Annotated in this window: 18 protein-coding genes; 6 read left to right on the top strand and 12 right to left on the bottom strand. The window is 64.5% G+C overall.

Annotated elements, in window-relative coordinates; all coding sequences use genetic code 11:
- Positions 1 to 50: 50 nt before the first annotated feature.
- The 3 genes from RFM41_RS15645 to RFM41_RS15655 are packed head-to-tail and all read right to left on the bottom strand — an operon-like array spanning position 51 to position 6,537.
- Positions 51 to 1,610, bottom strand: coding sequence for a trimethylamine methyltransferase family protein (locus RFM41_RS15645; RefSeq protein WP_320250038.1), 1,560 nt, complete (start codon positions 1,608 to 1,610; stop codon positions 51 to 53).
- A 17-nt stretch (positions 1,611 to 1,627) separates the two neighbouring features.
- Positions 1,628 to 4,087: a GcvT family protein gene (locus RFM41_RS15650; protein ID WP_320250040.1), complete on the bottom strand. Its 2,460-nt coding sequence runs from the start codon at positions 4,085 to 4,087 to the stop codon at positions 1,628 to 1,630.
- Positions 4,084 to 6,537, bottom strand: coding sequence for a GcvT family protein (locus tag RFM41_RS15655; RefSeq protein ID WP_320250042.1), 2,454 nt, complete (start codon positions 6,535 to 6,537; stop codon positions 4,084 to 4,086). Before RFM41_RS15655 ends, RFM41_RS15650 begins: the two co-directional genes overlap by 4 nt.
- A gap of 115 nt (positions 6,538 to 6,652) precedes the next feature.
- Between RFM41_RS15655 and RFM41_RS15660 the strand changes: the two genes are divergently transcribed.
- From RFM41_RS15660 to RFM41_RS15670, 3 genes are all read left to right on the top strand, one after another.
- Complete coding sequence (locus RFM41_RS15660; protein ID WP_320250044.1) at positions 6,653 to 7,630, top strand: LysR family transcriptional regulator; 978 nt, start codon at positions 6,653 to 6,655, stop codon at positions 7,628 to 7,630.
- Between the two features lie 137 nt (positions 7,631 to 7,767).
- Positions 7,768 to 9,096 carry an aspartate aminotransferase family protein gene (locus RFM41_RS15665; RefSeq protein WP_320250046.1) on the top strand — a complete coding sequence of 443 codons (1,329 nt, stop codon included), beginning with the start codon at positions 7,768 to 7,770 and terminating at the stop codon, positions 9,094 to 9,096.
- A 166-nt stretch (positions 9,097 to 9,262) separates the two neighbouring features.
- Positions 9,263 to 10,969 carry a GMC family oxidoreductase gene (locus RFM41_RS15670; RefSeq protein ID WP_320250048.1) on the top strand — a complete coding sequence of 569 codons (1,707 nt, stop codon included), beginning with the start codon at positions 9,263 to 9,265 and terminating at the stop codon, positions 10,967 to 10,969.
- A 45-nt stretch (positions 10,970 to 11,014) separates the two neighbouring features.
- Here the strand turns inward: RFM41_RS15670 and RFM41_RS15675 are convergent, their stop codons facing one another.
- From RFM41_RS15675 to RFM41_RS15695, 5 genes are all read right to left on the bottom strand, one after another.
- A complete protein-coding gene (locus RFM41_RS15675; protein ID WP_320250161.1) occupies positions 11,015 to 11,716 on the bottom strand; it encodes an ABC transporter ATP-binding protein in 702 nt (233 codons plus the stop codon).
- The gene (locus tag RFM41_RS15680) at positions 11,716 to 12,564 is read right to left on the bottom strand and encodes an ABC transporter ATP-binding protein (RefSeq protein ID WP_320250050.1); all 849 of its coding nucleotides are present in this window, start codon (positions 12,562 to 12,564) and stop codon (positions 11,716 to 11,718) included. Before RFM41_RS15680 ends, RFM41_RS15675 begins: the two co-directional genes overlap by 1 nt.
- A complete protein-coding gene (locus RFM41_RS15685; protein WP_320250052.1) occupies positions 12,561 to 14,276 on the bottom strand; it encodes a branched-chain amino acid ABC transporter permease in 1,716 nt (571 codons plus the stop codon). The genes RFM41_RS15680 and RFM41_RS15685 overlap by 4 nt, the downstream gene beginning before the upstream one ends.
- Positions 14,273 to 15,364 carry a branched-chain amino acid ABC transporter permease gene (locus RFM41_RS15690; RefSeq protein ID WP_320250054.1) on the bottom strand — a complete coding sequence of 364 codons (1,092 nt, stop codon included), beginning with the start codon at positions 15,362 to 15,364 and terminating at the stop codon, positions 14,273 to 14,275. The genes RFM41_RS15685 and RFM41_RS15690 overlap by 4 nt, the downstream gene beginning before the upstream one ends.
- A 77-nt stretch (positions 15,365 to 15,441) precedes the next feature.
- Positions 15,442 to 16,668 carry a branched-chain amino acid ABC transporter substrate-binding protein gene (locus RFM41_RS15695; RefSeq protein WP_320250056.1) on the bottom strand — a complete coding sequence of 409 codons (1,227 nt, stop codon included), beginning with the start codon at positions 16,666 to 16,668 and terminating at the stop codon, positions 15,442 to 15,444.
- A gap of 377 nt (positions 16,669 to 17,045) precedes the next feature.
- Between RFM41_RS15695 and RFM41_RS15700 the strand changes: the two genes are divergently transcribed.
- The gene (locus tag RFM41_RS15700) at positions 17,046 to 17,600 is read left to right on the top strand and encodes a helix-turn-helix domain-containing protein (protein WP_320250058.1); all 555 of its coding nucleotides are present in this window, start codon (positions 17,046 to 17,048) and stop codon (positions 17,598 to 17,600) included.
- A 19-nt stretch (positions 17,601 to 17,619) separates the two neighbouring features.
- Here the strand turns inward: RFM41_RS15700 and RFM41_RS15705 are convergent, their stop codons facing one another.
- From RFM41_RS15705 to RFM41_RS15715, 3 genes are read right to left on the bottom strand one after another with little or no spacing between them, the layout of a single operon-like run.
- Complete coding sequence (locus RFM41_RS15705) at positions 17,620 to 18,678, bottom strand: ornithine cyclodeaminase family protein (RefSeq protein WP_320319277.1); 1,059 nt, start codon at positions 18,676 to 18,678, stop codon at positions 17,620 to 17,622.
- Complete coding sequence (locus tag RFM41_RS15710; protein ID WP_320250065.1) at positions 18,581 to 19,858, bottom strand: NAD(P)/FAD-dependent oxidoreductase; 1,278 nt, start codon at positions 19,856 to 19,858, stop codon at positions 18,581 to 18,583. The genes RFM41_RS15705 and RFM41_RS15710 overlap by 98 nt, the downstream gene beginning before the upstream one ends.
- The gene (locus RFM41_RS15715) at positions 19,848 to 21,281 is read right to left on the bottom strand and encodes an NAD-dependent succinate-semialdehyde dehydrogenase (protein WP_320250066.1); all 1,434 of its coding nucleotides are present in this window, start codon (positions 21,279 to 21,281) and stop codon (positions 19,848 to 19,850) included. The genes RFM41_RS15710 and RFM41_RS15715 overlap by 11 nt, the downstream gene beginning before the upstream one ends.
- A gap of 119 nt (positions 21,282 to 21,400) precedes the next feature.
- On the opposite strand from RFM41_RS15715, the gene RFM41_RS15720 reads away from it, so the two are divergent.
- Complete coding sequence (locus RFM41_RS15720; protein ID WP_320250068.1) at positions 21,401 to 22,138, top strand: aspartate/glutamate racemase family protein; 738 nt, start codon at positions 21,401 to 21,403, stop codon at positions 22,136 to 22,138.
- A complete protein-coding gene (locus tag RFM41_RS15725) occupies positions 22,138 to 22,653 on the top strand; it encodes an Lrp/AsnC family transcriptional regulator (RefSeq protein ID WP_320250070.1) in 516 nt (171 codons plus the stop codon). Before RFM41_RS15720 ends, RFM41_RS15725 begins: the two co-directional genes overlap by 1 nt.
- On the opposite strand, the gene RFM41_RS15730 is transcribed toward RFM41_RS15725, so the two are convergent.
- A complete protein-coding gene (locus RFM41_RS15730; RefSeq protein ID WP_320250071.1) occupies positions 22,654 to 24,411 on the bottom strand; it encodes a thiamine pyrophosphate-binding protein in 1,758 nt (585 codons plus the stop codon). It abuts the gene before it with no gap.
- Positions 24,412 to 24,611 lie beyond the last annotated feature (200 nt).

The following is a 24,611-nucleotide window of genomic DNA, read 5'->3' on the forward strand; positions in this document are numbered from 1 at the left end:
AAAAACGATGACTCGCATAAGGCCTTGACGCGCAACGTGCTTTTTAGCGCTCAGAAATAATCCTGGTCGGGCATGCTCTCCTTGCGCCTGACGATGAAGGCCCGCAATTCTTCATCGATCGCGGGGTCGAGGCCGGGATCCGCATAGTCGCTCAGAAGCTTCTTCCACTGGCGATTGGCGCGCTGGGCGGCGTCCAGTCCGCCCTCGGAATTCCACTGCTCGAAGGAATTGTTGTCGCTGATCGTCGAGCGGTAGAAGGCCGACAGGAAGTTCGACTGGGTATGGGCGCTGCCGAGGAAGTGGGACCCCGGCCCGACTTCCTCGATGGCGTCCATCGCCTGTGCATTCACCGACAGGTCGATGCCCTCGAACAGGCTCATCACCTTGCCGCAAAGATCGGCGTCGATGATGGTCTTCTCGAAGCCGGTGACGAGCCCGCCCTCCAGCCATCCCGTTGCATGATTGATGACGTTGGCGCCGGCGAGAAGCGACATCAGCAAGCCCCATGTCCCTTCCTGCTCCGCCTGCGCGTCCGGCAGCTTCGATGCCGAGAGCGTGCCGACCGTGTGGAACGGAACGCCGACCCTTCGCGCCAGCTGACCCGCCGCCAGAACCATCTTTGCCGCTTCCGGCGTGCCGAAAGTCGGCGCGCCGCTTTGCATGGAGATGGTGCTGGCGAAGCTCCCCATAAGGCAGGGCGCTCCCGGATTGATGAGCTGGACGAGCGAAAGGCACGCAAGCGCTTCCGCCAGCACCTGCGCCAGCGTGCCGGCGACAGTGCAGGGACTCATCGCGCCTGCCAGCGTCCAGGGCGTGCAGGCGACCGGCTGGTTGTTGCGCGCATAGACCTTGAGCGATCCCGACATGTTGGCATCGAGCACCAGCGGCGCGTTGGTGTTGCTGACGTTGTAGAGCACGGCGTTCTCTGCGACGAATTCGGCGCCGAAGACGATCTTGGCGATGTCGACCGCATCCTGCGCCCGCATGGAGCCGATGAACGCGCCCATGAAAGGCCGGTCGGAATAGCGCACATGCGTATAGAGCATATCGAGATGGCGCTTGTTCGCCGGAAGATCGACCGGTTCGCAGACCACGCCGCCGGAATGGTGCAGGTAGGGGATCATCTGGTGGATCCGCACCAGGTCGCGGAAGTCGTTCAGCGTCGCATAGCGACGGCCGCGGTCGAGATCGTGCACGAAGGGCGGGCCCCAGGATGGGCAAAGCACCGTGTTGTCGCCGCCGATCATGACGGTGTTGGCCAGGTTGCGGGCATGCTGCTTGAATTGCCTCGGCGCCGTCGCCTGGACGAGCTTGCGGCACATGCCGGGCTCGAAGCGGACGCGGGTTCCCTTCACGTCGGCTCCGGCATCGCGGAAGAGATCGAGGATTTCGGGGTCGTCATGGAATTCCATGCCGACCTCCTTGAGCAGGCGGTCGGCATTGGCCTCGATCAGGCTCAGCCCCTCCTCGTCGAGGATGTTGAACGTGCCGATCCTGCGGCTGATATAGGGACGGCGCGGTTCCTGCGCGCCGCGTTGCATGAGGCGCGCGGCGCGGCCACGGGAGCGGGCCGGGGATGCGGCTTCGCCAGGTGTGACGACATCTTCCATGGTGTGCCTCCAGACGTTCAGACGGATGCGGCGGGCTGCAGATGGTCCAGTCCACGCAACCGCAGATTTCGCGGGTCATAGGGAGCTTCCCGCAGTTCGTGCGCCGCTAGTTCCTTGCCCAGGATCGAGATGCCGAACTCGCGTTCGGGCACCCCTGGCCTGAGATAGGCAAGCGCCAGCAGCTTGCTGGTGCGGAAGCCATAGCCGCCGCTGGTGATGACGCCGACCGGCCGGCCATCTTGCAGGACGGCGTGGCTGTAGAACGGGAGCCGTTCGCCGTCGTCGTCGATCTCCAACAGCGCCATCCGCCAGGGGCTCGCCTTCTGGCGCTCCAGCATGGCCTCGCGGCCGACGAAGGAACGTCCGTCCGCCTTGACCAAGGCGCCCAGTCCGGCCTCGAGCGGCGTGCGCTCGGTTGTGAGGTCCGCGCCCCAGCCACGATAGCCCTTCTCCAGCCGCATGAAGTTCAAGGCATAGACACCGAAGGGGCGCAGGCCATGCTTCGCGCCGGCCTTGGCGATCGTTTCGTAGAGCCGCCGGAACTGCGCGAGCTGCACATGCAGCTCCCATCCCGACTCGCCGGCGTAAGACACCCGAAGCGCGGTCACCTTGATGCCGGCGACCCTGATCGTCTGCGCAGACAGCCATGGGAAGGCTGCGCTCGATAAATCGACCTGGCTGACAGCTTGCAGAATCTCGGCCGCGTTCGGTCCCATGACGCCGAGGACGCCTCGCCTCTCGGTGATGTTCTCGATCACGACACCGGCAAACGGGGCCGACCGGGCGCGAAGCAGGTCTTCGTCATGCCGTTCGGCCAGCGCCGCGCTGGTCAGGTAGAAGCGGTGCTGCTCGAGCCGCGTGACCGTGAACTCGGACGCGACACCGCCTCTCTCGGACAGAACGTGAATGAGACCGATGCGGCCGAGGCGCGACGGCGGCGTGTTGGCGCCCAGGGCAGCCATGAAGGCTTCGGCGTCCGGCCCGCTCACCTCGAATTTCGAGAAGGCCGAAAGGTCGATGAGGCCGGCGCTGTCGCGGACGGCGAGGCATTCCCCTTTCACCGCGCCGAGCCAGCCGGGCCGTTTGAATGTCAGCGGCGGGTCGCGATCGAAGTTCCCGGTCGCGAACCAGTTCGGTCGCTCCCAGCCATAGGCGGCGCCGAGCACCGCCCCTTGCGACAGCTGGATGTCGAGCGCCGGCGTGGTGCGGCGCGGGCGCCCAGCCTCACGTTCCTCGTAAGGGTAGTGGACACCGAATTGCAGGCCGAAGCATTCCACCGCCTTGTCGACGCGATAGTCGCGATCGGCATAGTTGCCGAAGCGCCGTGGATCGATCGCCAGCGCATCGCGTGGCGGCTCGCTGTCGACGATCCAGTCGGCGAGGAAGGCGCCGGCGCCGCCACCCTCCATCACGCCCATGCTCGACCCCGTCAGAAGCCAGCCGTTCGGGAGGCCGAAAGCAGGCCCCACCAGCGGATTGGCGTCGGGCGTGAAGGTGATCGGGCCGTTGACCACGGTCTTGATGCCGGCATTGGCGAGCGCCGGCACACGTTCCATCGCCAACGCGATGATATGCTCGACGCGGTCGAGATCGGGTGGCAGGAGTTCCATTCCGAATGCGGGCGGCACGCCGTCGATCGCCCAGGGATGCGCCGCCTTCTCGTATGGCCCGACGATATAGCCGTCCCGCTCCTGCCGCAGATACCAGCTCTCCTCCGGATCGCGGATGATCGGCAGTTCCTTCTCGCCGGCCGCGATGCGCGCGGCTATTTCAGGCACGGTATCGGTGACGACATATTGATGCAGCATTGGCACGACGGGCAGGTCGATGCCCATCATGGTGCCGACCTCGCGGCACCAGGTGCCGGCCGCGTTCACCACATGCTCCGCCCTGATATCGCCTTGCGCGGTGCGGACCAGCCACTCGCCCGAAGCCGTGCGCTCGATCGACTGCACAGGATTGTGCCGAAGGATCTCGGCGCCGCGCGAACGCGCCCCCGCCGCCATCGCGTTGGTGGCCAAAGTCGGATCGACATGGCCGTCATGCGGCTCATGGAAGGCGCCCAGGATGCCGTCGGTTTCGCAGAGCGGATATATTTTCTTCAGCTCGGCCGGCGTCAGGATGTTGAAGTCGTAGCCGACGAAGCGGCCAAGGCCCTGCACATGGCGGAATTCGGCCATCCGCTCCGGCGAGCGTGTCACGCGAAGCGCGCCGCTTGCGTGGAAGCCGGTCGGCAGGCCGGTCTCGGCTGTCAGCACCTCGCGGTAGAGCCGCACGGAATGGGCGCGCATCTCCATGATCGTGGCATTGTGGGCGAAATGCGTGCAAAGCCCTGCGGCGTGCCACGTCGAGCCCGCGGTCAGTTCCTGGCGCTCGACAAGCACCGCGTCGCTCCAGCCGCGCTTGGCGAGATGATAGAGAAGGGAAACCCCCATGGCGCCGCCGCCGATCACGACGACGCGGGCATGCTGTCTCATAATGTCTCCTGTTGGCCGCGCATTCTGCCGCCGGTTGGGTCGTAGGGTGGCCTGTCGAGAAGCCTGAGACCGAAGCGCTCTCCGGCGACCGCAATCTCGTAGCTCGAAGTGGCGATCTGCTGCTTCGTTTCGGCTGGATCGCAGGCGACGTAACCGAGGCAGAGGCTCAATCCGGTGCGAAAGCCGAAGCCGCCTGAGGTGGTCAGCCCGGCGAACTTGCTGTCCCGGTAAATGGGCTCGTCATGCAGCAGAAGCGGATTGGCGCCGTCGACCGCGAAATGCAGCAGGCGGCGCCCAAAGCCCTGCGCCTTGCGCGCTTCGAGGGCTTCACGGCCGATGAATCCGCCCTTCGTCCAGGAGACAGCAAAGCCCAGGCCCGCCTCGATCGGCGTCTCCTTCGGCCCGATATCATGGCCCCAGTGCCGGTAACCCTTTTCCAGCCGGCAACCGTCCAGCGCATAATGGCCGCAAAAGACCGCGTCATGCGCCTTGCCGGCTTCCCGGATGGCCGCCAGCAGGCTCTCGGCGCATTCGACGGGGACATAGAGCTCATAGCCAAGCTCGCCGACGAAGCTGACCCGCGTCGCCCGCACATTGACCATGCCGATGTCGATGCGCCGTGACGCCGAGAAGGGAAAGGCCGCCTCCGACAGATCCGCGCCGGTCAGTTGCTGCAGCAATTCGCGAGAGCGCGGCCCCATGACGCCGAGCACAGCCTCGGCCGAGGTGGCGTCGAACACCGAGGCGTCGAGCCCGAGATCGCTGGCGTGCCTCGCGACCCACGCGAAATCCTTCTGCCGGGTAGCCGCGCCGGAAACGATCCGAAAGGCGGTCTCGCCGCAGCGCGTGACCGTGACGTCGGCCTCGATCCCGCCGTTGCGGTTGAGCATCTGCGTATAGACTGCCCTGCCCTCCGCGACGTCGATATTGTTGGCGGCGAGTTGTTGCAGCAGCTTCACCGCATCGCGCCCGGTGACATCGAGCTTCGTGAACGGGGAAAGCTCGAACAGCCCGACGCCGCTCGCCATGGCGACAGCCTCGCGTTCAGCGGCCTGCCACCAGAACTGCCTGCCGAAGGTGTAGCGCGGCTCGCGCTCGGCTTCATCGCGGGCATACCAGAGTGGTCGTTCCCAGCCGGTCGGCGCGCCGAACACCGCTCCGGCCTCATCCAGCATGCCGTGCCATGCCGAACGGCGCAGGCCACGGCCGGCCTTGGACTGCTTGTAAGGCCAGTGCATGCGGAAGAGGTCGGCGACCGATTCCTCCATGCGCGCCTCAACGAAGGCGCGGGACGCGGCGCCGCGGTCGAAACGCGCGATATCGAGCGGCCACAGGTCGAGACCGGGTTCCCCGTCGACGATCCATTCGGCCATCGCCTTGCCGGCGCCGGCCGACGACATCATGCCCGTCGAGTTGAACCCGGCGGCGACGAAGAAGCCGCGCAGATAGGGCGACTCGCCCATCAGCGGCTGGGTGTCCGGCGTGAAGCTCTCCGGCCCGTTCATGAAGTGACGGATGCCTGTTTCGGCAAGTGGCGGAAAGAGCCGCAGGCCTGCCGACATGAAGGGCTCGAACTGCTCCCAATCTTCCGGCAGCTCGAGAAAAGGCCTGTCGCCAACCGGGCCGGTGACGTCGAGGACCTTGGCATTGGGCTCGAAGCCGCCAAGCACCAGCTTGCCGGAATCGCCCTTGACGTAGATGCCCTCATCCAGGTCACGCACGATCGGGAAAGGATCGGGCAGCCCAGCCACCGGCTCTGTCACCACATACATGTGCTCGGCCGCCTGCAGCGGCACCGGCACGCCGGCCATGGCGCCGATTTGCCTAGCCCAGGCGCCGGCGCAGTTCACAGCGACCTCGCAGCGGATCGTGTTACCGGAGGCGAGCTTGACACCGGCGACGCGGCCGTTCTCGATCACGAAGCCGCTGCAGGCCGTTCCTTCGAGGACCCGGATGCCGGCGGCGCGTGCCCGTTTGGCGTAGGCCGCGCAGATATCGACGGGATTGGCCTGCCCGTCTTCCTCCACCCAAAGCGCGCCCGCGAGCCCGTCCAGCGCAATTCCTGGGATCCGCTCGCCGACGACATCCGCTCCAATGATCTCCACCTTGAGACCGCAGACGTCGCCCATATGCGCGATACGTTTGAGCTCGCTCATCCGCTCTTCCCGGCGCGCCAGCCAGACCCCACCGGTTTGACGGTAACCGGAGGTCTGGCCTGTCAGTTCCTCGAGCTTCGGGAACAGCTCGGTCGCGTATTGCGCCAGGCGCGTCAGGTTGAGCGTTGCCCTGAGCGGCCCCACGATCCCGGCCGCGTGCCAGGAGGTGCCGCTCGTCAACTGGTTGCGCTCGATGAGAACGACATCGGTGACGCCAAGCTCGGCAAGGTGATAGGCGACACTCAAGCCAATCACGCCGCCGCCTATGATAACGATCCGAGCGTCTTCCTTCACCGATGCGATACCCTTGCCGTCGAAACGGCGCGATCTTTCCCGCCAAGCAGGCTTGCGCTCAATGGGATTTCTGCAACATTAGGAAAACTTATGTACGGCCCGCGAAGGAACCCTGGTGAAGAGTGGCAGCTTCGACTTCAACCTTTTTCGATCGATCGAGGTCTTCGCGGCCGTCGTCGAAACGCGGCATGTGACGCAGGCCGCGCAAATGCTCGGCATGACGCAGTCGGCCGCCTCGCAGCACCTGAAGAACCTGGAAACGGCCCTCGGCGTCAGCCTGATCGACCGCAATCTGAGGCCGATCGAACTGACCAAGGCCGGCATCGCGCTGCACCGCCGGGCCACAGCTATATTGGCGGAAGTCGAGGGGCTGCGCACCGATGCCCGCCGCATCAACGCGGCGCCGCTGCCGTTGCTCAGGGTAGCGCTGCTGGCCTCCATCGCCACCACGCTGGCGCCGGCTCTTTCGGTGCTGGCACGCAAGAATTTCGGCATTCCCGAACTCAGCCTTTTTGCCGGGCTTGCCACCGACCATGTCGCGCTGCTTCGTGCACGCCGCGCCGATCTTGCGGTGACCTCAGGCGAGCTCTTCGAGATCGAGGGGCTGACGCGCTATCCGGTCATGACCGAAAAATTCCTGCTGGTGACGCCGAAGGGCTTTTCCGGCGATGTCGGAGACATCACCAAGCTTTCGAGAAAGCTCGCATTCGTCCGTTTCTCCAGGGAGACGCCGGTGGGCTTGCGCGTCGACCAGCATCTCAGTCGCCTGCGCATAGAATTGCCGAGGGCGATGGAGGGCGATCGCTCCAGCGTCGTGATGGCGCCTGTTGCGGCGGGCATGGGTTTCGCCATCCTGACGCCGACCCTTCTCATCGACGGCCTCGCCGAGGGCATGGAAATCGACATCCACCCCCTGCCCTTCACCAGCCTGTCCCGCAACATCCTCCTGGTTGCGCGCGAGCGCGAGTTGGGTGATCTGCCCGAGGCCTTTGCCGCGCGCACCGCCGAGGTGCTGAAGCAGACGATAAACGAGCGCCTGCCCGATTTGCCTCCGGACCATTACGCCTTGGACTCATCCGTCGCTTCGGCATGAGGCGGACCTTATTGCGTTCGTCGGATCCGCCAGCTGCTAATCGGCTGCATCAGTTATCCTGATGGATGATTTTGCCGGATGCCTTCGGCGCGCGTCCATGTTCTATCCTGTTGCCATCCAATCCGGGAGGCCAAGATATGAACGCTCCTCATACCCATTCGTCGCTCGCGATCGACTGGTCGACGCAAGGTATCGTCGATCGCCGGAACCGCTTCTACTCCGCCTCCCAGCGCAAATTCGTTCCCTACAAGGATCCGCTGATCATCAAGCGTGGCCGAGGGCAATATGTGTGGGACGAGCAGGACAGGAAATACATTGACCTCCTTGGCATGAACCTTTGCATCTCTGTCGGGCACGCCCACCCGCGGGTCGTCAAGGCGGCGAGCGAACAGGTTGCCGAACTCACCCACTGCACAACCATGTTCTACCATCCGGTGCCGGCCCAATATGCCGAAGAACTGGCAGGCACGATGCCGGCCGGCCATGAGTGGGTGGTGCATTTCACCAACTCCGGCGCGGAGGCGATCGACCTCGCGCTTTTGATGGCGCGTTCGCACACCGGCAACATCGACATGCTGGCGCTCGCCTCCAGCTATCACGGCGCCACCTTCGGCGCGCAATCGGTGACGGGGATAGCCGGCTTCCGCCACTCGGTCCCACAGCTTGGCGGCGTGACCTTCGTGCCCGAACCGAACCAGTATCGCGGCATCCACGGCGAAGGCGTGGAGCCGTATCTGAAGGAGATCGATCGGGCGATCGCGACGTCGACGAGCGGTAGGCTGGCGGGCATGATCGTCGAACCGGTGCAGGGCTATGGCGGCATTGTCCCCATCCCCGAAGGCTACATTGCCGGCGCGTTCGAGCGCGTGCGGGCCGCGGGCGGTCTTTGCATCATCGACGAGGTGCAGTCCGGCGTCGGACGCACGGGCGAGGCCTTCTGGTCGTTTGAATCGCATGGCGTGGTGCCTGACATCGTTGTGGTGGCGAAAGGCGTCGGCAACGGCATCCCGCTCGGCGCGGTCATCGCCACGCGCGAGGTTGCCGAAACGATGGCCGACAAGTTCCTGTTCCACACTTATGGAGCCAATCCCGTCGCCTGCGCGGCCGGCAGGGCCGTCCTCAAGGTGATGCGGGAGGAGCGGCTGCAGGAAAACGCGCGAACTGTCGGTGGCGCGCTGAGGACCCGGCTTGAGGATTTGAAGGAACGCTATCCGATCATCGGCGACGTCAGGGGCCGTGGCCTGATGCTTGCGATCGAGCTCGTCAGGAACCGCGCGACGAAAGAGCCGGCGCCGGAGGAAACGCTCGCGGTCTTCGAGGAAACGCGCCGCAACGGGCTCGTCGCCAGCCGATCCGGACCCTACCGGAACGTCATCCGGATGTGCCCGCCGCTTTGCCTGGCGATGGCGGATGTCGATGATGTCCTGGACCGGTTTGAAAGAAGTTTCGCTGCAATTGCTCGATAACGATTGCCCGCGCAGCAAACGGCACCGCCAATAATCTTGTGTTGCGCCTCACGCCGACGGCTACATTCGGCGCGAGCTTCCCTGCCACACTTGCCGGACCCCGCTATTTCGATGGATTGCCGATCGCGCCATTGACGTTCTCCTATAGTGGAATTATGGAGATCGCATGCGTTTCGATTATGTGATTGTGGGTGGCGGCTCCGCGGGTTGCGTGCTTGCCAACAGGTTGTCCGCGGACCCTCGGCGCAGCGTCTGCCTCGTTGAGGCGGGGCCGGACACGCCGCCGGAAGCCGTGCCGGACGCGATCTATTCCGACGCCTTCCTACCCGATTATTTCCAGCCATACCGCTATTGGACCGACCTCGAAGCCTATACCGGCGCGCTCGGCAACAAGTCCCAGGCGCAGGTCAAGGCAGACATGAAACCCCGGCGTTACGAGCAGGCGCGCGTGATGGGCGGCGGCTCGTCGGTCAACGGTCAGGTGCTGATCCGCGGCCTGGCCGCGGACTATGATGAATGGGAGGAACTCGGAGCTTCGGGCTGGTCCTGGAACGATTGCCTGCCTCTCTTCAAGCGGATCGAGCGCGACCTCGATTTTGCCACACCGCTGAGCGGCACGGAGGGGCGCATCCCGATCCGCCGGACATTCCCCGAGCATTGGAGCCCCTTCGCGCTCGCCTTTCGCGACGCCGTCGGGAAAGTCGGCATCCCTTACCTGGATGACAGTCATCAGCAGACCGGGGACGCCTGTTTCCCCTTCGGCCGCAACAACGCCTACAACCACCGTGTCTCCGCGGCCGCTGGCTACCTCGATGAATCGACCCGACGCCGCCCCAATCTCAGGATCCTCGCCGGTTCCACCGCTCGCTCCCTGACCTTCGAGGGGCGCAGGGCAACCGGCGTCAATGTCGTCACCAAAGGCCGGGAACAGTGGATCGAGGCCGGAGAAGTCATTCTCTCGGCCGGCGCGCTGCACACGCCGGCCTTGCTGATGCGTGCCGGCATTGGCAGCGCGGAGCATCTTCGCGAGGTGAACGTCCCGGTCCTGTGCGATCGTCGCGGCGTTGGCGAAAACCTGCTTGACCACCCGCTGATCGGTTTCGGCGTCCACCTTCGCGACCATGGCCGGCTCTCGCCTGCCGCGCGGAACGGCTTCCTGATGCATATGCGCTGGAGCTCCGGACATCCGGACTGCGCGCCAGTCGACATGAAGCTGACCGTGTCCGGGCGTTTTGCGGCGACCCGCCTCGGCCAGCGGCTGGCCACGGTCAATTTCGGCCCCAACAAGGCCTACTCCAAAGGAATCGTCCGGCTCAACGCCGCGTCGCCGGAGGCCGAACCCTTCGTCGCCTTCAACTACCTGTCCGACGAACGGGACCTTGCGCGTTTCAAGTCGACCGCCCGGCGGGTCGCCGGCTTCCTGTCCACGGACCCGGTGAGCGGTTTCGTCAACGGTTTCTGGCCCGGCATCTATGCCGAGTCGCTGCGCAATCTCTCGGCGCCGACGGCATGGAACAAGCTCGTCACCAACGTCGCCGCGAGCCTGCTCGATTTGGGTGGGCCGGCGCGACGCATGGTGCTTGGCGCGGCCGTCGACCGCCGCTTTCCTCTGGAGCGCACGCTTGCCGACGACGCCACGATGGAAGAGTGGATCCGCACCGGCGTGCAAGGCGACTGGCATCCATGCGGCACCTGCAAGATGGGCGCTCCGGACGATAGCTACGCTGTTGTCGATCCCAAGGGCCTGGTCTACGGCGTCGAGCGGCTGCGCGTCGCGGACGCTTCGATCATGCCATCCATACCGAGCGCCAACATCAATCTCACCACGATGATGATCGGCGAGAAGATCGCCGACTGCATCATAAGCGCATAGCCTGCCGGCTGCCGCGGCGGCCTTCACGCTCAAACCGGATGCGCCTCAGCCCAGATAGATCGAGATCACGCGCTCATCGACGGCCAGTTCCGCGCCCGGCCCTTCGAGCACGATCTCGCCGTGCTCCATGACATAGGCGTGGTGGGCGATTTCCAACGCCATCAGCGCGTTCTGCTCGACCAGGAGGACCGTCGTTCCCGCCGCGTTGATGGCCTGGATCGTATCGAACACCTGTTCCACCACCAGGGGCGCGAGGCCCATCGACGGCTCGTCCATGAGCAGCACCCTCGGCCGCGCCATGAGCCCGCGCGCGGTTGCCACCATCTGCTGCTCGCCGCCCGAGAGCGTGCCCGCGACCTGGCGCCGCCGCTCCTTCAGCCGGGGAAACAATTCGAACATGCGGTCGCGGTCTTCCGCGATCGCAGCATGGTCGGTTCTCGAGAACGCCCCAATCAGCAGATTTTCCTCCACCGAGAGGCGTCCGAAGATCCGTCGCCCTTCCGGCACCTGGACGATGCCCCGGCGCGTGATCTCGTGCGGCTTGAGCGCGGCCGACGATTGCCCGTCTATCCTTATGCTGCCGCTTTTGATCGGGATCAGCCCGCTGATGGCGTTGAGCGTCGAACTCTTGCCGGCGCCGTTGGCTCCCACCAGCGCGACGATGCCGCCGTCCACGATCGTGAACGAGACACCACGAACCGCTTCGATGTTGCCATAGGCAAGCGACATGTTCTCGACTTCGAGGATCATGGATGGCCTTCCTTCGCGGGCGAAGTCAGCGCGTGCTCGATGCCGCTCGCCACGCGCTTCGCGCCACGGCTGCCGCCCGATCCGAGATAGGCCTTGATGACATCGGGATTGCGTTGCACGTCGGCAGGGACCCCGTCCGCGATCTTGACGCCGTGGTCCAGCACGACGACCTGGTCGGACAGTTCCATGACCATCTTGATCTGATGCTCGATCAGGAGAATGGTGATGCCAAGCTCGTCACGCAGCCTTCGAATGAAGACGGCCATCTCGGCAGTCTCGCTCGGATTCATCCCGGCGACAGGTTCGTCGAGCATGAGCAGCCGCGGGCGCGTCGCGAGCGCGCGCGCGATTTCGAGGCGCCGCTGCTCGCCATAGGAGAGATGGTCGGCGACCATGTCGCCCTTGCCCCTCAGACCGACGAATTCGAGCAGCCGATCGGCTTCGATAGCGGCCTCACGCTCCCCTTCGCGATTGGATTTGAGGTTGAGCAGCGAGCCCCACCAGCTCGAACGCCTGAGGTGCAGATGCATGCCGACAAGCGTATTCTCGCGCGCTGTCATGTTCCGGAAGAGCCGGATCGTCTGATAGGTGCGGGAAATGCCTGTGGCCACCACCATGTCGGGCAACATGCCGTCGATGCGCGTTCCGGCGAAATACACTTCGCCCGAGCTTGGCGAGATCATCTGGGTCAGGCAATTGAATGCCGTCGTCTTGCCCGCTCCGTTCGGCCCGATGATGCTGCAGATCGCACCCTCGCGAACCTCGAGGTCGAGCGCGTTTATGGCGACAAGGCCGCCGAAGCGCTTGCCCATGCGCACGGCGCGAAGAACAGCGTTTTGCGTCATGGCCGCGTCGCCCGAACGCCTTGCGCGCCCGCCATGGGAGCCACGATCCTGCGCCGCCGATGGCCTGCCGGCCACAGGCCTTCAGGCATCAGCCGCATGGTGAGGATGAGCGCCAGCCCGTAGAACAGGTAGCGGAATTCGCCGAATTCGCGCAGCGCCTCCGGCAGGCCGATAAGGACCAGCGCGCCGAGAACAACGCCGGACAGGCTACCCAGCCCTCCCACGACGATCAGCGCCAGGACGTTGATCGACATCAGGAGCTGGAAGCTCGAAGGAAACACCGAATTCACCATCACCGCGAAGATGGAGCCGGCCAGTCCTGCGAACGCCGCGCCGAAGGCGTAGGCGAGCAACTTGCTTTGCACGAGATTTATGCCCATGGCCTGCGCGACATCCTCGTCCTCGCGCAAGGCGATCCAGGCCCGGCCGAGCCGCGACCGTTCCAGCCGCCAGGCGCAATAGGCGGCGAAGATGGCCGCGGCGAGGGTCAGGTAGAACAGCGACACCGCGCTGCCGAACTGGAAGCCGCCGACCTGCGGCTTCGGTATCTGCAGGATGCCCTGGGCGCCGCCGAGCAGGGGAGCCGCCGCATCCGACTGGACCACGATCCGCACGATTTCGCCGAGCCCCAATGTCGCGACGGCGAGATAGTCGCCCTTGACCCCGAGCACCGGTATGCCGAACAGGATGCCCATCAGCACGGCGCCGAGAACCGCGATCGGCATCGCCGCCCAGAACGAAAAACTGGGCACGGCCGTGTAATGCGCGAGCGCGAGCGGGCTGTCCGCCGTCAGGATTGCGGTGATGTAGGCTCCAGTCGCGAAGAAGGCGACGAAGCCCAGATCCAGCAGGCCGGCAAGACCGAGCTCCAGGTTGAGACCCATGCCCATCAGCACATAGAGGCCGATCAGCAGGAAGACTTGCGCGATATAAGGACCGCCAGCGATAGGAACCAGGAGCAGCAGCAACAGCATCAGCAGCGCCGGCATGGGCCGCTGCCATGGATGACCGCCGGTGCCGCCGGCGAAACCGCCGGGCTTGCGAAGCAGAAGCGGCAGGGCGGCGACGACCAGGGCAATGGCGAAGATCGTCAGCCCGCCCCTGCCGGTCAGCCCGTCCCAGCCATAGAACCATGGAGCAAACCAGCGAAACAGGGCGTTGCTTTGCAGGATGACCTGAATGAATTCCTGGAACATGCCGCACAAAAGCACCGCGAGCGCGGCGGGAAACATCAGGCGCCGGACCTTCTGCGGCAGGCGCTGATACAGCGCGCCGGCCGAAGCCACGGCCACCGAGCCGGCGGCCAGCAGGACGGTACCCGAAATGCCCGTTTGTCCGAAGGTCAGCAGCCGCGCCAGCGGCGGGGTGAGCGCGATGAAGATCGACCGAAGATTGACGCCGAGGATCAGGCTGGCGAAACCGGCCACCAGCAGGCCGGCAACGAGGCCTGCCAGCGGAGCGGTCCAGAATGCCGGGGCGGGATTTTTCGAGGATGATCTCTGGCTGATCAGTCCGGCCAGAAAAGCGATCGCCAGCAGCGCGGTTTGCGCGAGCGTCAGGACATTGGCGATAACCGGGCGGGCGTTCATCATCGCCAGCAGCCCGACGCTGCTCAGATAGACCGCGACCAGCGCCGCGCCGGCTCCAGTTGCGATGCCGCGCCGCAGGTGGCGGTTCAGCCGCCCGTCGAAATCATCCTGCTGCACGCTCATGCCCGCTTCTTCGCCATGGCTTCACCGAACAGTCCTTGCGGCCTGAAGATGAGGACCATCAAAAGCACCAGGAAACCGATAGCGTCGCGCAGTTGATAGGGTGCGGTTATGCCCAGGCCGTCAAGGAACAATGCCGGGCCGACGGCTTCGATCAGACCGAGGAACATTCCGCCCACCATCGCGCCCGGTATGCTGCCGATGCCGCCGAGAACCGCGGCGCCGAAGGCTTTGATGCCCGGGGCGAAGCCCATGAAGAAATGTACCTGCTGATAGATCAGCGCGTAACAGACACTGGCCACGCCCGCCATCGCCCCGCCGAGGGCAAAGGCGAAGACGACGACGCGGTCGACATCGACGCCCATCAGGGAAGCGGCGGCCTTGTCCTCGGAGACGGCCCGCATTGCCATTCCCATGCGGGTGCGATGAACGATGAGATAGAGGATCACCATCGCCGAGATCGCGCATCCCATGACGAAGAGATTGACGACCGGGATCCGCATGCCCAACACGGTGACGACGGCATCCTGCCAGGGGGTGACCGGATAGGATTTGACGCCGGAGCCGAACATGCCCCGTACGGTCTGTTCCAGCACGAACGAAACACCGATGGCACAGATCAGCGGCGCCTGGCCGGAGCTGTTCCGGAACGGCCGATAGGCAAACCGCTCGGTGGCAAGCGCGACCGCGATGCATGTGACCATCGCGACCGCGAAGATGGCCAGGATCGCCAGGATCGGATGCGTCGCCAACAGCCCGCTGCGCGATGCGCTGGTGGCGACGAAATAGCCCGCGAACGCGCCGGTCATGGTGATATCGCCATGCGCGAAATTGATCATCCTGAGCACGCCGTAGACCATGGTGTAGCCAAGCGCGATCAGGGCATAGACGCTTCCGAGCGTGAGCCCGAATATGGCGAAGTCGAACCACTGGGGAAGCGAGTATCGTCCTTCGAGCAGCGTAGCGACGATGCCGAACAGCGCGACGGCAGCCACCGCGCAGCGCAACACCCACATGAAGATGTCGATGCCGTTGACGCGCTTGCGGGCGCTCGCACCCGGCGCCGCCGTGGTAAGGCTTGTCTCGCTCATTCACTGTCCGATGCAACTGCCCCTTTAGAGCGATACGCCGGTCGACCGGCGTATCGCGATGAGCAGGCTTATTCAATTCAGGGGTAGATCTTCTTCGGATTCGTGCCGATCGCGAAGGTCGAGCGATCCGCGCTCTGGTACTGGTAGATGCCTGGCTTGAAGGCCGAGCACTGGCCGTCGGCGTTGCAGGAGATATCGCCGCTCATGCCGCTGAACTTGATCGCGAAGAGCGCGTCGTGAAGGGCTTTCTTGTCGACGACCACGGTGCCATCGGCCTCGGTCTTGGCCGATTTCTCCAGCGCCATCTTGAGCAGCGTCAGCGCGTCATAGGCGTTTGCGACAAAACCCGATGTCGGCGCTTCGCCATACTCGTCCTGATAGCTCTGAAGGAGCTTGGGGTAATCCTTGCCCTGGGCTTCGGGCGTGACGTCCGGGAACGCGCCGTAGAAGCCGATGACCGCCTCACCCGCCGCGTCCATGATGTCGGGCGACATCGTGCCGCCGCCACCGATGAAGGCGATTTTCTCCAGTCCCGGGGTCTGCTTGGCCTGCTTCAAGATCTGCGCGGTCGCGGGAACGAAGATCGGCACATACACCGCGTCGGGCTTTTCCGTGGCGATGCGCGCCAGCAAGGGACGCATATCGACATCGGTCGGCGCGACCGCTTCCTGGGACGCGATCTTGCCACCCAATCCGGTGAAGGTCTTGGCCATCTCCGCGGTAAGCTGCTGCGTATAGGGGCTGCCGTCGTGAATGGTGACGACCGTCTTGGCCTTCAATCCGTCATGGATCCATTTCGCATCGGCCGGACCCTGGTCGGCATCGCTGAACACGGTCCGCAGGAAACCCTTGTAGTCGGCCTTGCGGTCTGGTGCGGTAAGGGACGGTGCCGTCGCGGAGGTGCCGATGCTCACCAGGCCGGCATTCCACAGGATCGGCGCGGCGGCCGTCGCCTCGCTGGAGCAGGATGGGCCGATCACGCCGACGACCGTCGGATTGGAGGCGAGCTTGGTCGCGGCCGTCTGGCCGCCTTCGGCGCTGCACTGGCTGTCTTCGGCGACGAGGCGGACCGGATGATTGAGGATCGTGCCGTTCAAATCCTTGATGGCCAGTTCCACGCCTCGCTTCTGATCGTTGCCGAGCGCGGCATCGCCTCCGGAGAGCACCCAGTAGCCGCCGATCACGATCGGCGCGCCCGGCTCGATCCGGATTTCGCTCGACTGGGAAAAGGCAGCGCCGGCAAGCGCGAGATAGGCGACAGCCCCTACAAAGGCGCTCTTGCAGATACGCTTTGATTCAGTCATTCCAACCATCTCCGTTGTTGAGTCGCGCAAAATCGATGCGATTCAAGAAATTTATTCTCGAAACAGCATGAGTAAGCGCCAATTTCTCCGCTTTCGTGCAAACAATACCGCGCAATCCAGAAATCTACATTCGATTCATCTGGATTTCACTTGGATTCTGTTGTACAGATTCTGGAGAGCTTCCCCTTTTTATCTAAGGAAAGATCATATTCCACGATAGGAGAAACGTCAACAGGCGCCCTGACGATGTGTGCGAAGGGTCGTGACGATTCGTCAAACTGCCGCTAAATTGTCGCTATCTCCCGTTTCCAGACCGAGGCCTGATGCCGCCAGCCCGCACCGCCGAAATTGAAACCAGTCCCAGTGCGAAGCCGTCCATGCTTCTCGCCAAGCGCATAAAGGCGCTGCGGGATGAACGGGGATGGACGCTGGACGTGACCAGTGAGCACACTGGCCTTTCGCGCTCCGCCCTCTCCAAGATCGAACGGCAGCAGATGTCGCCGACCTACAACGCCCTCAACAAGCTGGCGCAGGGCTTCGGCATCGGCATGATGCAGTTGATGGAAGGTCGAGTGCCTGAAAAGTCGCAGGACGTGAAGCTGACCCGCAGCAACGAAGGATCGATGCATTCGACGTCGCTCTACCTGCTGAGGTTCCTCGACGCCGGCCTCCATGCCAACTCGCCCTTGATCGTGACGGAGTTCACGATCGAGGCGACGGACATTTCCCAGTTCGAGCAATGGGATCGCCACGACGACGAAAACTTCGTCTACGTCCTGGAGGGAACGGCACTCTTCCACCGGGAAGGTGGCGACGAGCCGCTGAAGATCGGCAAGGGCGACAGCATCTGCTTCGATGCGCGCATCGGCCACGCCTTCACGAGCCCGACTGGCAAGCCGGCCCGTGCATTGTCCGTGACAATCAGAATGTGAGCGGTTCGGGGCGACAGGATCAAAGCGGCAGCTTGCGTCCGATGCCCATGCTCTTGGCCCTGTCCACGACAAACCGCGCGACCGCTACGTCCGCAAGGCCGGAGCCGGAGAAGATAAGAGCCGCTCGACCCGCCGGCGCATGATCGCCCCTGGTTTCCGAGAGCAGATCGGCCAGATCCTTCTCCGGCACCCGGTCGGTGTTGTATCCGCGGCCCGGCGGCACCTGGTCGCGGTCGTCGGTGGCCAGCAGCTCTATCTCACCGAACGATCGACGTTGCCAGCTATAGCCCAGATCCACCATCGAAACGAACGCGTCGCGTTTGAGCCAAGAAGCGTCCAGAAACCCGTCATTCAACGTTCGGTGCGGCACGCTGCTGATGACGATGTCGGCATCCTCGATGGCGCGCCGTGGCTCTTCCACCACCTCGGCATCATACCCCATCGCGCGCGCCTCGTTCGCGAAGGCTTCGGCGGTCTCCCTGCGGCGGCCATGGGCAAGAACGCGCTCCAGGGGAAATGCCGCGCCGAATGCCTGGAGATGGCTTCTCGCCTGCTGGCCGCAGGCAATGAAAGCGATGCTTTGCGCGTTCGGATCGGCGAGCCGGGTCGCGCCGGCCGCCGAGATTGCCGCGGTCCTCACCTCGGAAATCCAGGTGCCGTCGATGAACGCCACCGGCAGTCCCGTTTGCGCCTCGTTCAGGATGATCATCGGCCAGAAATCGCGCTGGCCGTGCCCGGCATTGGCGGCAAAATAGCCGTACCATTTCAGACCGGAAAAGCCCGAAAAATAGCCGCCCTTGCCGTCGAAATATCCGCCGTTCGCCTCAAAGGACATCGGCTTGGCGGTCCGCGCTCCCTGGACGGCCTTGGCCTTGAAGGCATCGCTGACCGCGGCCAGCAGATCCGAAGGTCCGACCTCGCAGCGCAGCACGTCGTCGCGCGACAGATATAGCAGTTCCCCGTTATAGCTCATCATCAACTCACTGTTTCGCGGCGGATCGGGAGAACCGCCTGACATCGAATCCCGCAATCGGGAGGTTCTGGCGCTCCTTGCGGATGAGTCGCGCGACAATGTCACCTGTCACCGGCCCGGTCGAGAAGCCTATATGACCGTGGCCGAAAGCCAGGACGATACGATCGTGCCGGGGCGCGAGCCCGATCACCGGGAGGCTATCTGGCGTGGACGGGCGGTTGCCCGACCAGATCGGGCCAGCCGCCTCACCCAGCGGCAAGGTTTTAGCTGCCTCCGCGGCTGCAAGGTCGAGCTGACTCCGCCGAGGCGAGTCATCCGGTCGGCAAAGCTCCACACCAGTCAGCACCCGCACCTCGCCATTCATCGGCGCGACGACGAAGCCGGCGCTGGTGTCGTTGATGGCGCGGCCGAGGCTCGCGCCCTCCCGCAACCGGTAATGCGCGTGGTAGCCGCGCTCGGAGACCAGGGGAATCCGATATCCAAGCTCCCGCAGCAGATGGCCGCTCCAGGCGCCGGCGCTCACCACCGCATGGCCGGCATGGATGATGCCGTCGCGCGTTCGGACATCCACGCCGGCCTCCGTCTGGCGCAGGCCGGTCGCGCAGTCCTTCAGGAACTGGCCGCCCCGCGCGCGAAATGCGGCCGCGAAACGGCGCACGACTTCGCCCGGGCTTTGAACCGACGCCGTCTGCGTGAACAGCAGCCCATGCGCGTAACGGCGCGCCAGAAAAGGCTCGAGCTCATAGATCGCCTCGCCACTCAGAAGCTCCGTCGTGACGCCATGCTCGCCGAGAATTTCGCGCTCCAGAGCGATACCGGCCAGATTTCCGTCCGAGCGGTAGAGCCGCAGCCATCCGTCGCGATGGATGAGCGGTATCGTCCCGGCAATTTCGCCCAGCGCGATGTGGCGTTCGAAAGCCGCCTCGACGAGCGGATTGAGAATGGCGGCGCTGTCGCGCTGCGCTTGCTCGTTGGCGGCGCGCAGAAAGCGACGCAGCCACGGCCACAGTGCCGGCAAGGATGAATAGCGCAGCCTGACGGCTGGATCCGCATTGCGCGCGTATCGAAAAAAATTGTTCCAGACGCCAGGTCCGGCGACCGGCAGGATCGACCCCCGGCTGAGCACCCCGGCATTGCCATAGGAAGCGCGGCGATGCTCGTCGTCCGGATCGATGACGACGACGAGCCGGCCCCGCGACTGCAGCTCTAGGGCGGCGGACAGGCCGACAATACCGCCGCCGATGACGGCGACATCGTGGATCTGCTGCGTTGGGTCAGGCGACATGCACGAACTTCTTGACCAGGTAAGGTTCGAGCCCTTCGCTGCCGCCCTCGTGGCCATGGCCGCTCTCCTTGATGCCGCCGAACGGCGTTTCGGGAAAGCTGACCGTGAAGGTGTTGACGCCGACAAGTCCGGCCTGCAGGCCGTCGATCATGCGCCGCTGCCGCTTCGCGCTGTCGGAGAACACGAAGGAGGACAGGCCCACATTGATGTCGTTGGCGCGCTGCAGCGCCTCCGCTTCCTCGTCGAAAGGCGCCACGAGCGCCAGCGGGCCGAACGGTTCGGTGTGATAGGCATCCGCCTTGGGATCGAGATCGTGGAAAATGGTCGGCTGAAAGAAATTGCCGGCATTGCCGAGGCGTTCGCCGCCGACCACGCCGCCGCCGCGCCGCCGCGCATCGGCGGTGAAGCGCTCCATTGCCAGCACCCGGCGATCGTTGGCGAGCGGTCCCATCTGCACGCCGTCCTTGCGTCCGTCCCCGACGACGATTGCCCTTGCGTGATCGGCAAAGGCGGCGAGGAAGGCATCGTAGACACCGCGCTGGACGTAGAAGCGGGTCGCGCCATTGCAGACCTGACCGGCGTTGCGGAATTTCCCCGCGGCGGCCATTGCGGCGACCTGAGCTGTATCCACATCGTCGAGGACGATGACGGGCGCATGGCCGCCGAGCTCCATGGTGCTGCGCTTGCCATGGGTCGCGGCCAGGGCCGCGAGCGACTGGCCCACCGGCACCGAGCCGGTAAAGGAGATCTTGCGGATTTCCGGCGAGCGGATGAGGCCTTCCGATATCTCGGCGGGATTGCCGTAGAGAACGTTGACGACGCCTTCAGGCAAGCCGGCCTCCAGCAGGCATTCGACCGCGATCAACGTTGCGCCGGGTGTTTCCTCCGCCGGCTTGATCACGATGCTGCATCCGGCCGCCAGTGCGGGCGCGATCTTGCGAATGGAGTTGATGAGAGGGAAGTTCCAGGGCGCGAAGGCCGCGACAGGTCCGACCGGCTCGATCTCCACGAGTTGGCGATTGCCAGGAAAGCGCGAAGGTATGATCCGGCCGTAGGACCGGCGCGCTTCATCGGCAAACCATTCGAACGTTTCTGCGGAGGCTTCGATTTCGCCACGCGATTCGGCGAGAGGCTTGCCCTGCTCCGTGGTGATGGTCCAGGCCAGTTCCTCGCGCCGCGCGCGCAGGGCCGCCGCCGCGCCGCGCAGGATCGACTGCCGCTGGTGGCTGGAGGTCTTGCGCCATTGTTCATAGGCGCGTCCGGCCGTCTCGGCGGCGGCGCGGATGTCGTCGGCCGTCGCGATCGGCAGCTCGCCGATCGTCTCGCCGGTCGCCGGGTCGACCACCGGCCTGCTATGCCGCTCGGCGGCCCCGATGCGCGACTTACCTATGATCAGGGTGATCTCGCGATATGCGTGGGCCATCGATACTCCGGAGATTGACGTTGCGGATGACATTGCAGTTGATTCCACTATAATGGATTTATATGGAAGAGGCGAGCGCCGTCGACCGACGAAATGACGGATGGAATGGGAGGACCGAATTGGCGATCTATCGCGTGCGCGGCGACGCGCAGAGCTACGGCCACGAAATAGGCATCCTGCTGATCGCCTGTTCGAACCCGTTTCCGCCCGGCGATGTCGGCAACGCGTCGAGCTATCGCTACCCTGTGCTCTACGAAACGATCCGCTCGGTCACGATCGGCAGCCTCATCAACGAGGGCGACCGCTCGATGGCGGGGGACGTGATCGCGGCCGCGCTCAGGCTGCAGGATATGGGGGTGAAGGCGATCACCAGCGATTGCGGCTACATGCTTCATTTCCAGGACGAGGTGGCGGCCGCGCTGAAGGTGCCGGTCATGCTGTCGAGCTTGCTGCAACTGCCGCTGATTGCCTCGACGCTGGCGCCGCACGCATCGGTCGGCATCATCTGCGCCAACGCCAGCCGGCTCACCCAGCCGCTACTGTCACTCGCCTACCCGAACCCGACGCGCGCCGTTCACATCGTCGGCATGGAAGACGCTCCGGCGTTCCGTTCCGCTATTCTCGACGAGGAAGGGGCGCTCGACACCGACGCGGTCGAGGCGGAAATCGTCGAGCGTGCGAAGGACCTCGTCGCCCAACATCCAGAGGTCGGTGCCATTCTTCTGGAATGCTCCAACCTGCCGCCTTACGCGGCCGCAGTTCAGCGCGCGACGGGACGGCATGTCTTCGATTTCCTGACCATGATCGATTTCTTCCAGGCCGCCGGCCGCAGGCAGGCATACCAGGGGGGATACTGATGACGTTGGCCCATCGCCAAACCGAGAAGAGCAACGGCTTCAGCGCGAGAAAAAACATCAATCTCGACAGCGTCGATCGCAAGCTTATCGCCCTGCTCGTCGCCAATGCGCGCGAATCCATTACCGACCTGGCGAAGAAGCTTGGGCTCGGGCGCACCACGGTCCATGAACGGCTGGCGAGGCTCGAACGCAATCGCGTGATCGCCGGCTATTCGACGATCCTGTCGCGGAGCCTCGAAGGCAATTCCAGCCGCGCGCTGGTGATGTTGAGCATCGTCCAGCGCATGCAGCCCGCGCTGATGGAGCACCTGAAGATGCTCCCGGAAGTGTTGAGCTGCTATACGGTCAGCGGCGAGTTCGACCTGATCCTGCTCGTCGAGGCGCCGCAGATGGACGACGTCGACGCCGTTCTCGACGAGATCATCGGCCTGCCCGGCGTGGAACGCTGCCGCACCTCGATCATCATGACCACCAACTTTCAGCGCGGCAACGGCCAGGCCATCGCCATCGGGTGATCAATGGACCGCGCGATCGGCCAGGCGCAGCCCGGCCTCGGGCTTCAGGTCGAGCGGATCGCGGCCCAGGCGGCGCAGCCAGGACATGACCGGCGGCGCGACATCGGCGATCGATTCGACCTCGATATCGATGAATGCCGGACCATCATGCGCGAAGGCTTCGCCGAGCGCACTCTCCAGCTCGTCCGGCGTCCGCACATGCCACGCGCGCAGCCCGAAGGCTGCAGCGATTGCGGCGGCATCCAGTTGCTTGAAGTCCACAGAATAGGTGGCGTTGTGACCATGCAGACGCTGCAGCGCCTTGATCCAGCCGAAGCATCCATTGCTGAAATGGATGAGCAGCGCCGGCACGTCGAGCCGCACGATCGTCTCGAGCTCGCCCATCGACATGGCGAAGGAACCGTCGCCGAACAGTCCGACCGGTCGGATCTCCGGCCGCGCCAGCCAGGCGCCGACCACGGCGGGCAAGGCATAGCCGAGACCGCCAAAGGCGCGCGGGATGATGAAAGTCGAGTCCGGATTGGAAAGGCGAAGAAGCCGCGTCATGTGCGGCGTCGGCGTGCCGGGGTCCGACAGGATGGAATAGGGCTTCTTCTCCAGATGCGCGTTGAGCGCCTTGACCACGCGCTGCGGCTTGAGCGGCACGCTGTCATCCGTCAGTTCCGGCTGGACATGCTGCCAGAACGCGCCGCGCCAGGCGTTCAGCTGATCGATCCAGGCTTGATGGGGACTGCCGCCCGGCGCCTCCAGCGCCAGGAGGGCGGCGAGAACGGCGCTTACATCCGCGCAGATGTTGAGTGCATTGTCGGAATTGTTGCCGAGTGCGACCGGATCGATGTCGACCTGGACGAGGAGACGTTCGGCGCGAGGCGTGGGGAAGGTCCAGCCCACGGTGACGACGGAACCCATCCGGCATCCGAGATAGACCAAGAGGTCGGCGTCCTCGACGGCCCGGTTCGCGTGCGGGTGAAAGCCGTTGTCGCCGATCACACCGATCGCCAGCGAGTGATCGTCCGCGAGCGCCGACTGGCCGGTGATGGTGTTGACGACGGGGACGTTGAAGCGCTCGACCACCTCGCGCAGCAGCGCTCCAGCGTGGCCGCGATTGACTCCGCCTCCCGCGATCAGCAGCGGCTTTTTGGCTTCGCCGATCATCCTGGCGAGCCGAACAATGTCCTGCATTTGCGGGCTTGCCGGATAGGCGGGAAAACGGGCGCAGTTCGCGTCGGCGTGAAGTGAAACCGTTGTGGGATCGATCTCCACGCCGAGCACATCCTCCGGCAGGACGAGATGCACGGCGCCGGGCCTGCCGGTCGTGGCGACGCGGAATGCGCGACGCACATATTCCGGGATCTTGCGGGCCGATTTTACCTGCCAGGAGCCCTTCGTCACCGGCTCGAACAGCTTTGCGCATTCGAGTTCCGTGATGACCCCTTGCGCCTCCATCTTGAGCGGCGTGTCGCTTGTGATGAGGATCATCGGCAGCGACGAGAAATTCGCTTCGGCAACGGCCGGCAGCGCATACATCGCGCCGGCGCCGCTAGGCACCTCCATCACCGCCGGCTTGCCCGAGAGCCGCGAGAAGCAGTCGGCCATGAAACCACCGGTCCGCTCGTCGCGCACCATCACATGGCGCACCTTGCCCTGAGCCTGCCGGAGCGCATCGTAAAGCGGGACGTTGGTGTCGCCGGGCACGCCGAACACCAGGTCGACATCGTGGGCGATCAGCATTTCCATCAACAGGTCGGCGCCGCGCATCTGAATAAGTCTCCAAGGATCGCGGGGGCGACCTTACCGAGCGCACTGTTCGGAAGCTTCCTCCGTTTTGCCGGTTCAGCGGCCCTTTTGCCGTCAACATGACCGGGTTCCGGATCAGTTTATTCTCCGCATGTTCCGCAACGCCGCGAAATTCGACACGGCACTTATTGGCAGTTCGAGTGACGATGCGCATTCACACC

Origin of the sequence: Mesorhizobium vachelliae (genome assembly GCF_033977325.1) — a bacterium.
Lineage (GTDB): Bacteria > Pseudomonadota > Alphaproteobacteria > Rhizobiales > Rhizobiaceae > Mesorhizobium > Mesorhizobium vachelliae.

Excerpts from the sequence above, each read along its gene's own strand:
- RFM41_RS15645 (WP_320250038.1), bottom strand. The coding sequence starts at position 1,610 with ATGGAAGATGTCGTCACACCTGGCGAAGCCGCATCCCCGGCCCGCTCC.
- RFM41_RS15650 (WP_320250040.1), bottom strand. The coding sequence starts at position 4,087 with ATGAGACAGCATGCCCGCGTCGTCGTGATCGGCGGCGGCGCCATGGGG.
- RFM41_RS15665 (WP_320250046.1), top strand. The coding sequence starts at position 7,768 with ATGAACGCTCCTCATACCCATTCGTCGCTCGCGATCGACTGGTCGACG.
- RFM41_RS15670 (WP_320250048.1), top strand. The coding sequence starts at position 9,263 with ATGCGTTTCGATTATGTGATTGTGGGTGGCGGCTCCGCGGGTTGCGTG.
- RFM41_RS15680 (WP_320250050.1), bottom strand. The coding sequence starts at position 12,564 with ATGACGCAAAACGCTGTTCTTCGCGCCGTGCGCATGGGCAAGCGCTTC.
- RFM41_RS15685 (WP_320250052.1), bottom strand. The coding sequence starts at position 14,276 with ATGAGCGTGCAGCAGGATGATTTCGACGGGCGGCTGAACCGCCACCTG.
- RFM41_RS15690 (WP_320250054.1), bottom strand. The coding sequence starts at position 15,364 with ATGAGCGAGACAAGCCTTACCACGGCGGCGCCGGGTGCGAGCGCCCGC.
- RFM41_RS15695 (WP_320250056.1), bottom strand. The coding sequence starts at position 16,668 with ATGACTGAATCAAAGCGTATCTGCAAGAGCGCCTTTGTAGGGGCTGTC.
- RFM41_RS15700 (WP_320250058.1), top strand. The coding sequence starts at position 17,046 with ATGCTTCTCGCCAAGCGCATAAAGGCGCTGCGGGATGAACGGGGATGG.
- RFM41_RS15710 (WP_320250065.1), bottom strand. The coding sequence starts at position 19,858 with ATGTCGCCTGACCCAACGCAGCAGATCCACGATGTCGCCGTCATCGGC.
- RFM41_RS15715 (WP_320250066.1), bottom strand. The coding sequence starts at position 21,281 with ATGGCCCACGCATATCGCGAGATCACCCTGATCATAGGTAAGTCGCGC.
- RFM41_RS15725 (WP_320250070.1), top strand. The coding sequence starts at position 22,138 with ATGACGTTGGCCCATCGCCAAACCGAGAAGAGCAACGGCTTCAGCGCG.
- RFM41_RS15730 (WP_320250071.1), bottom strand. The coding sequence starts at position 24,411 with ATGCGCGGCGCCGACCTGTTGATGGAAATGCTGATCGCCCACGATGTC.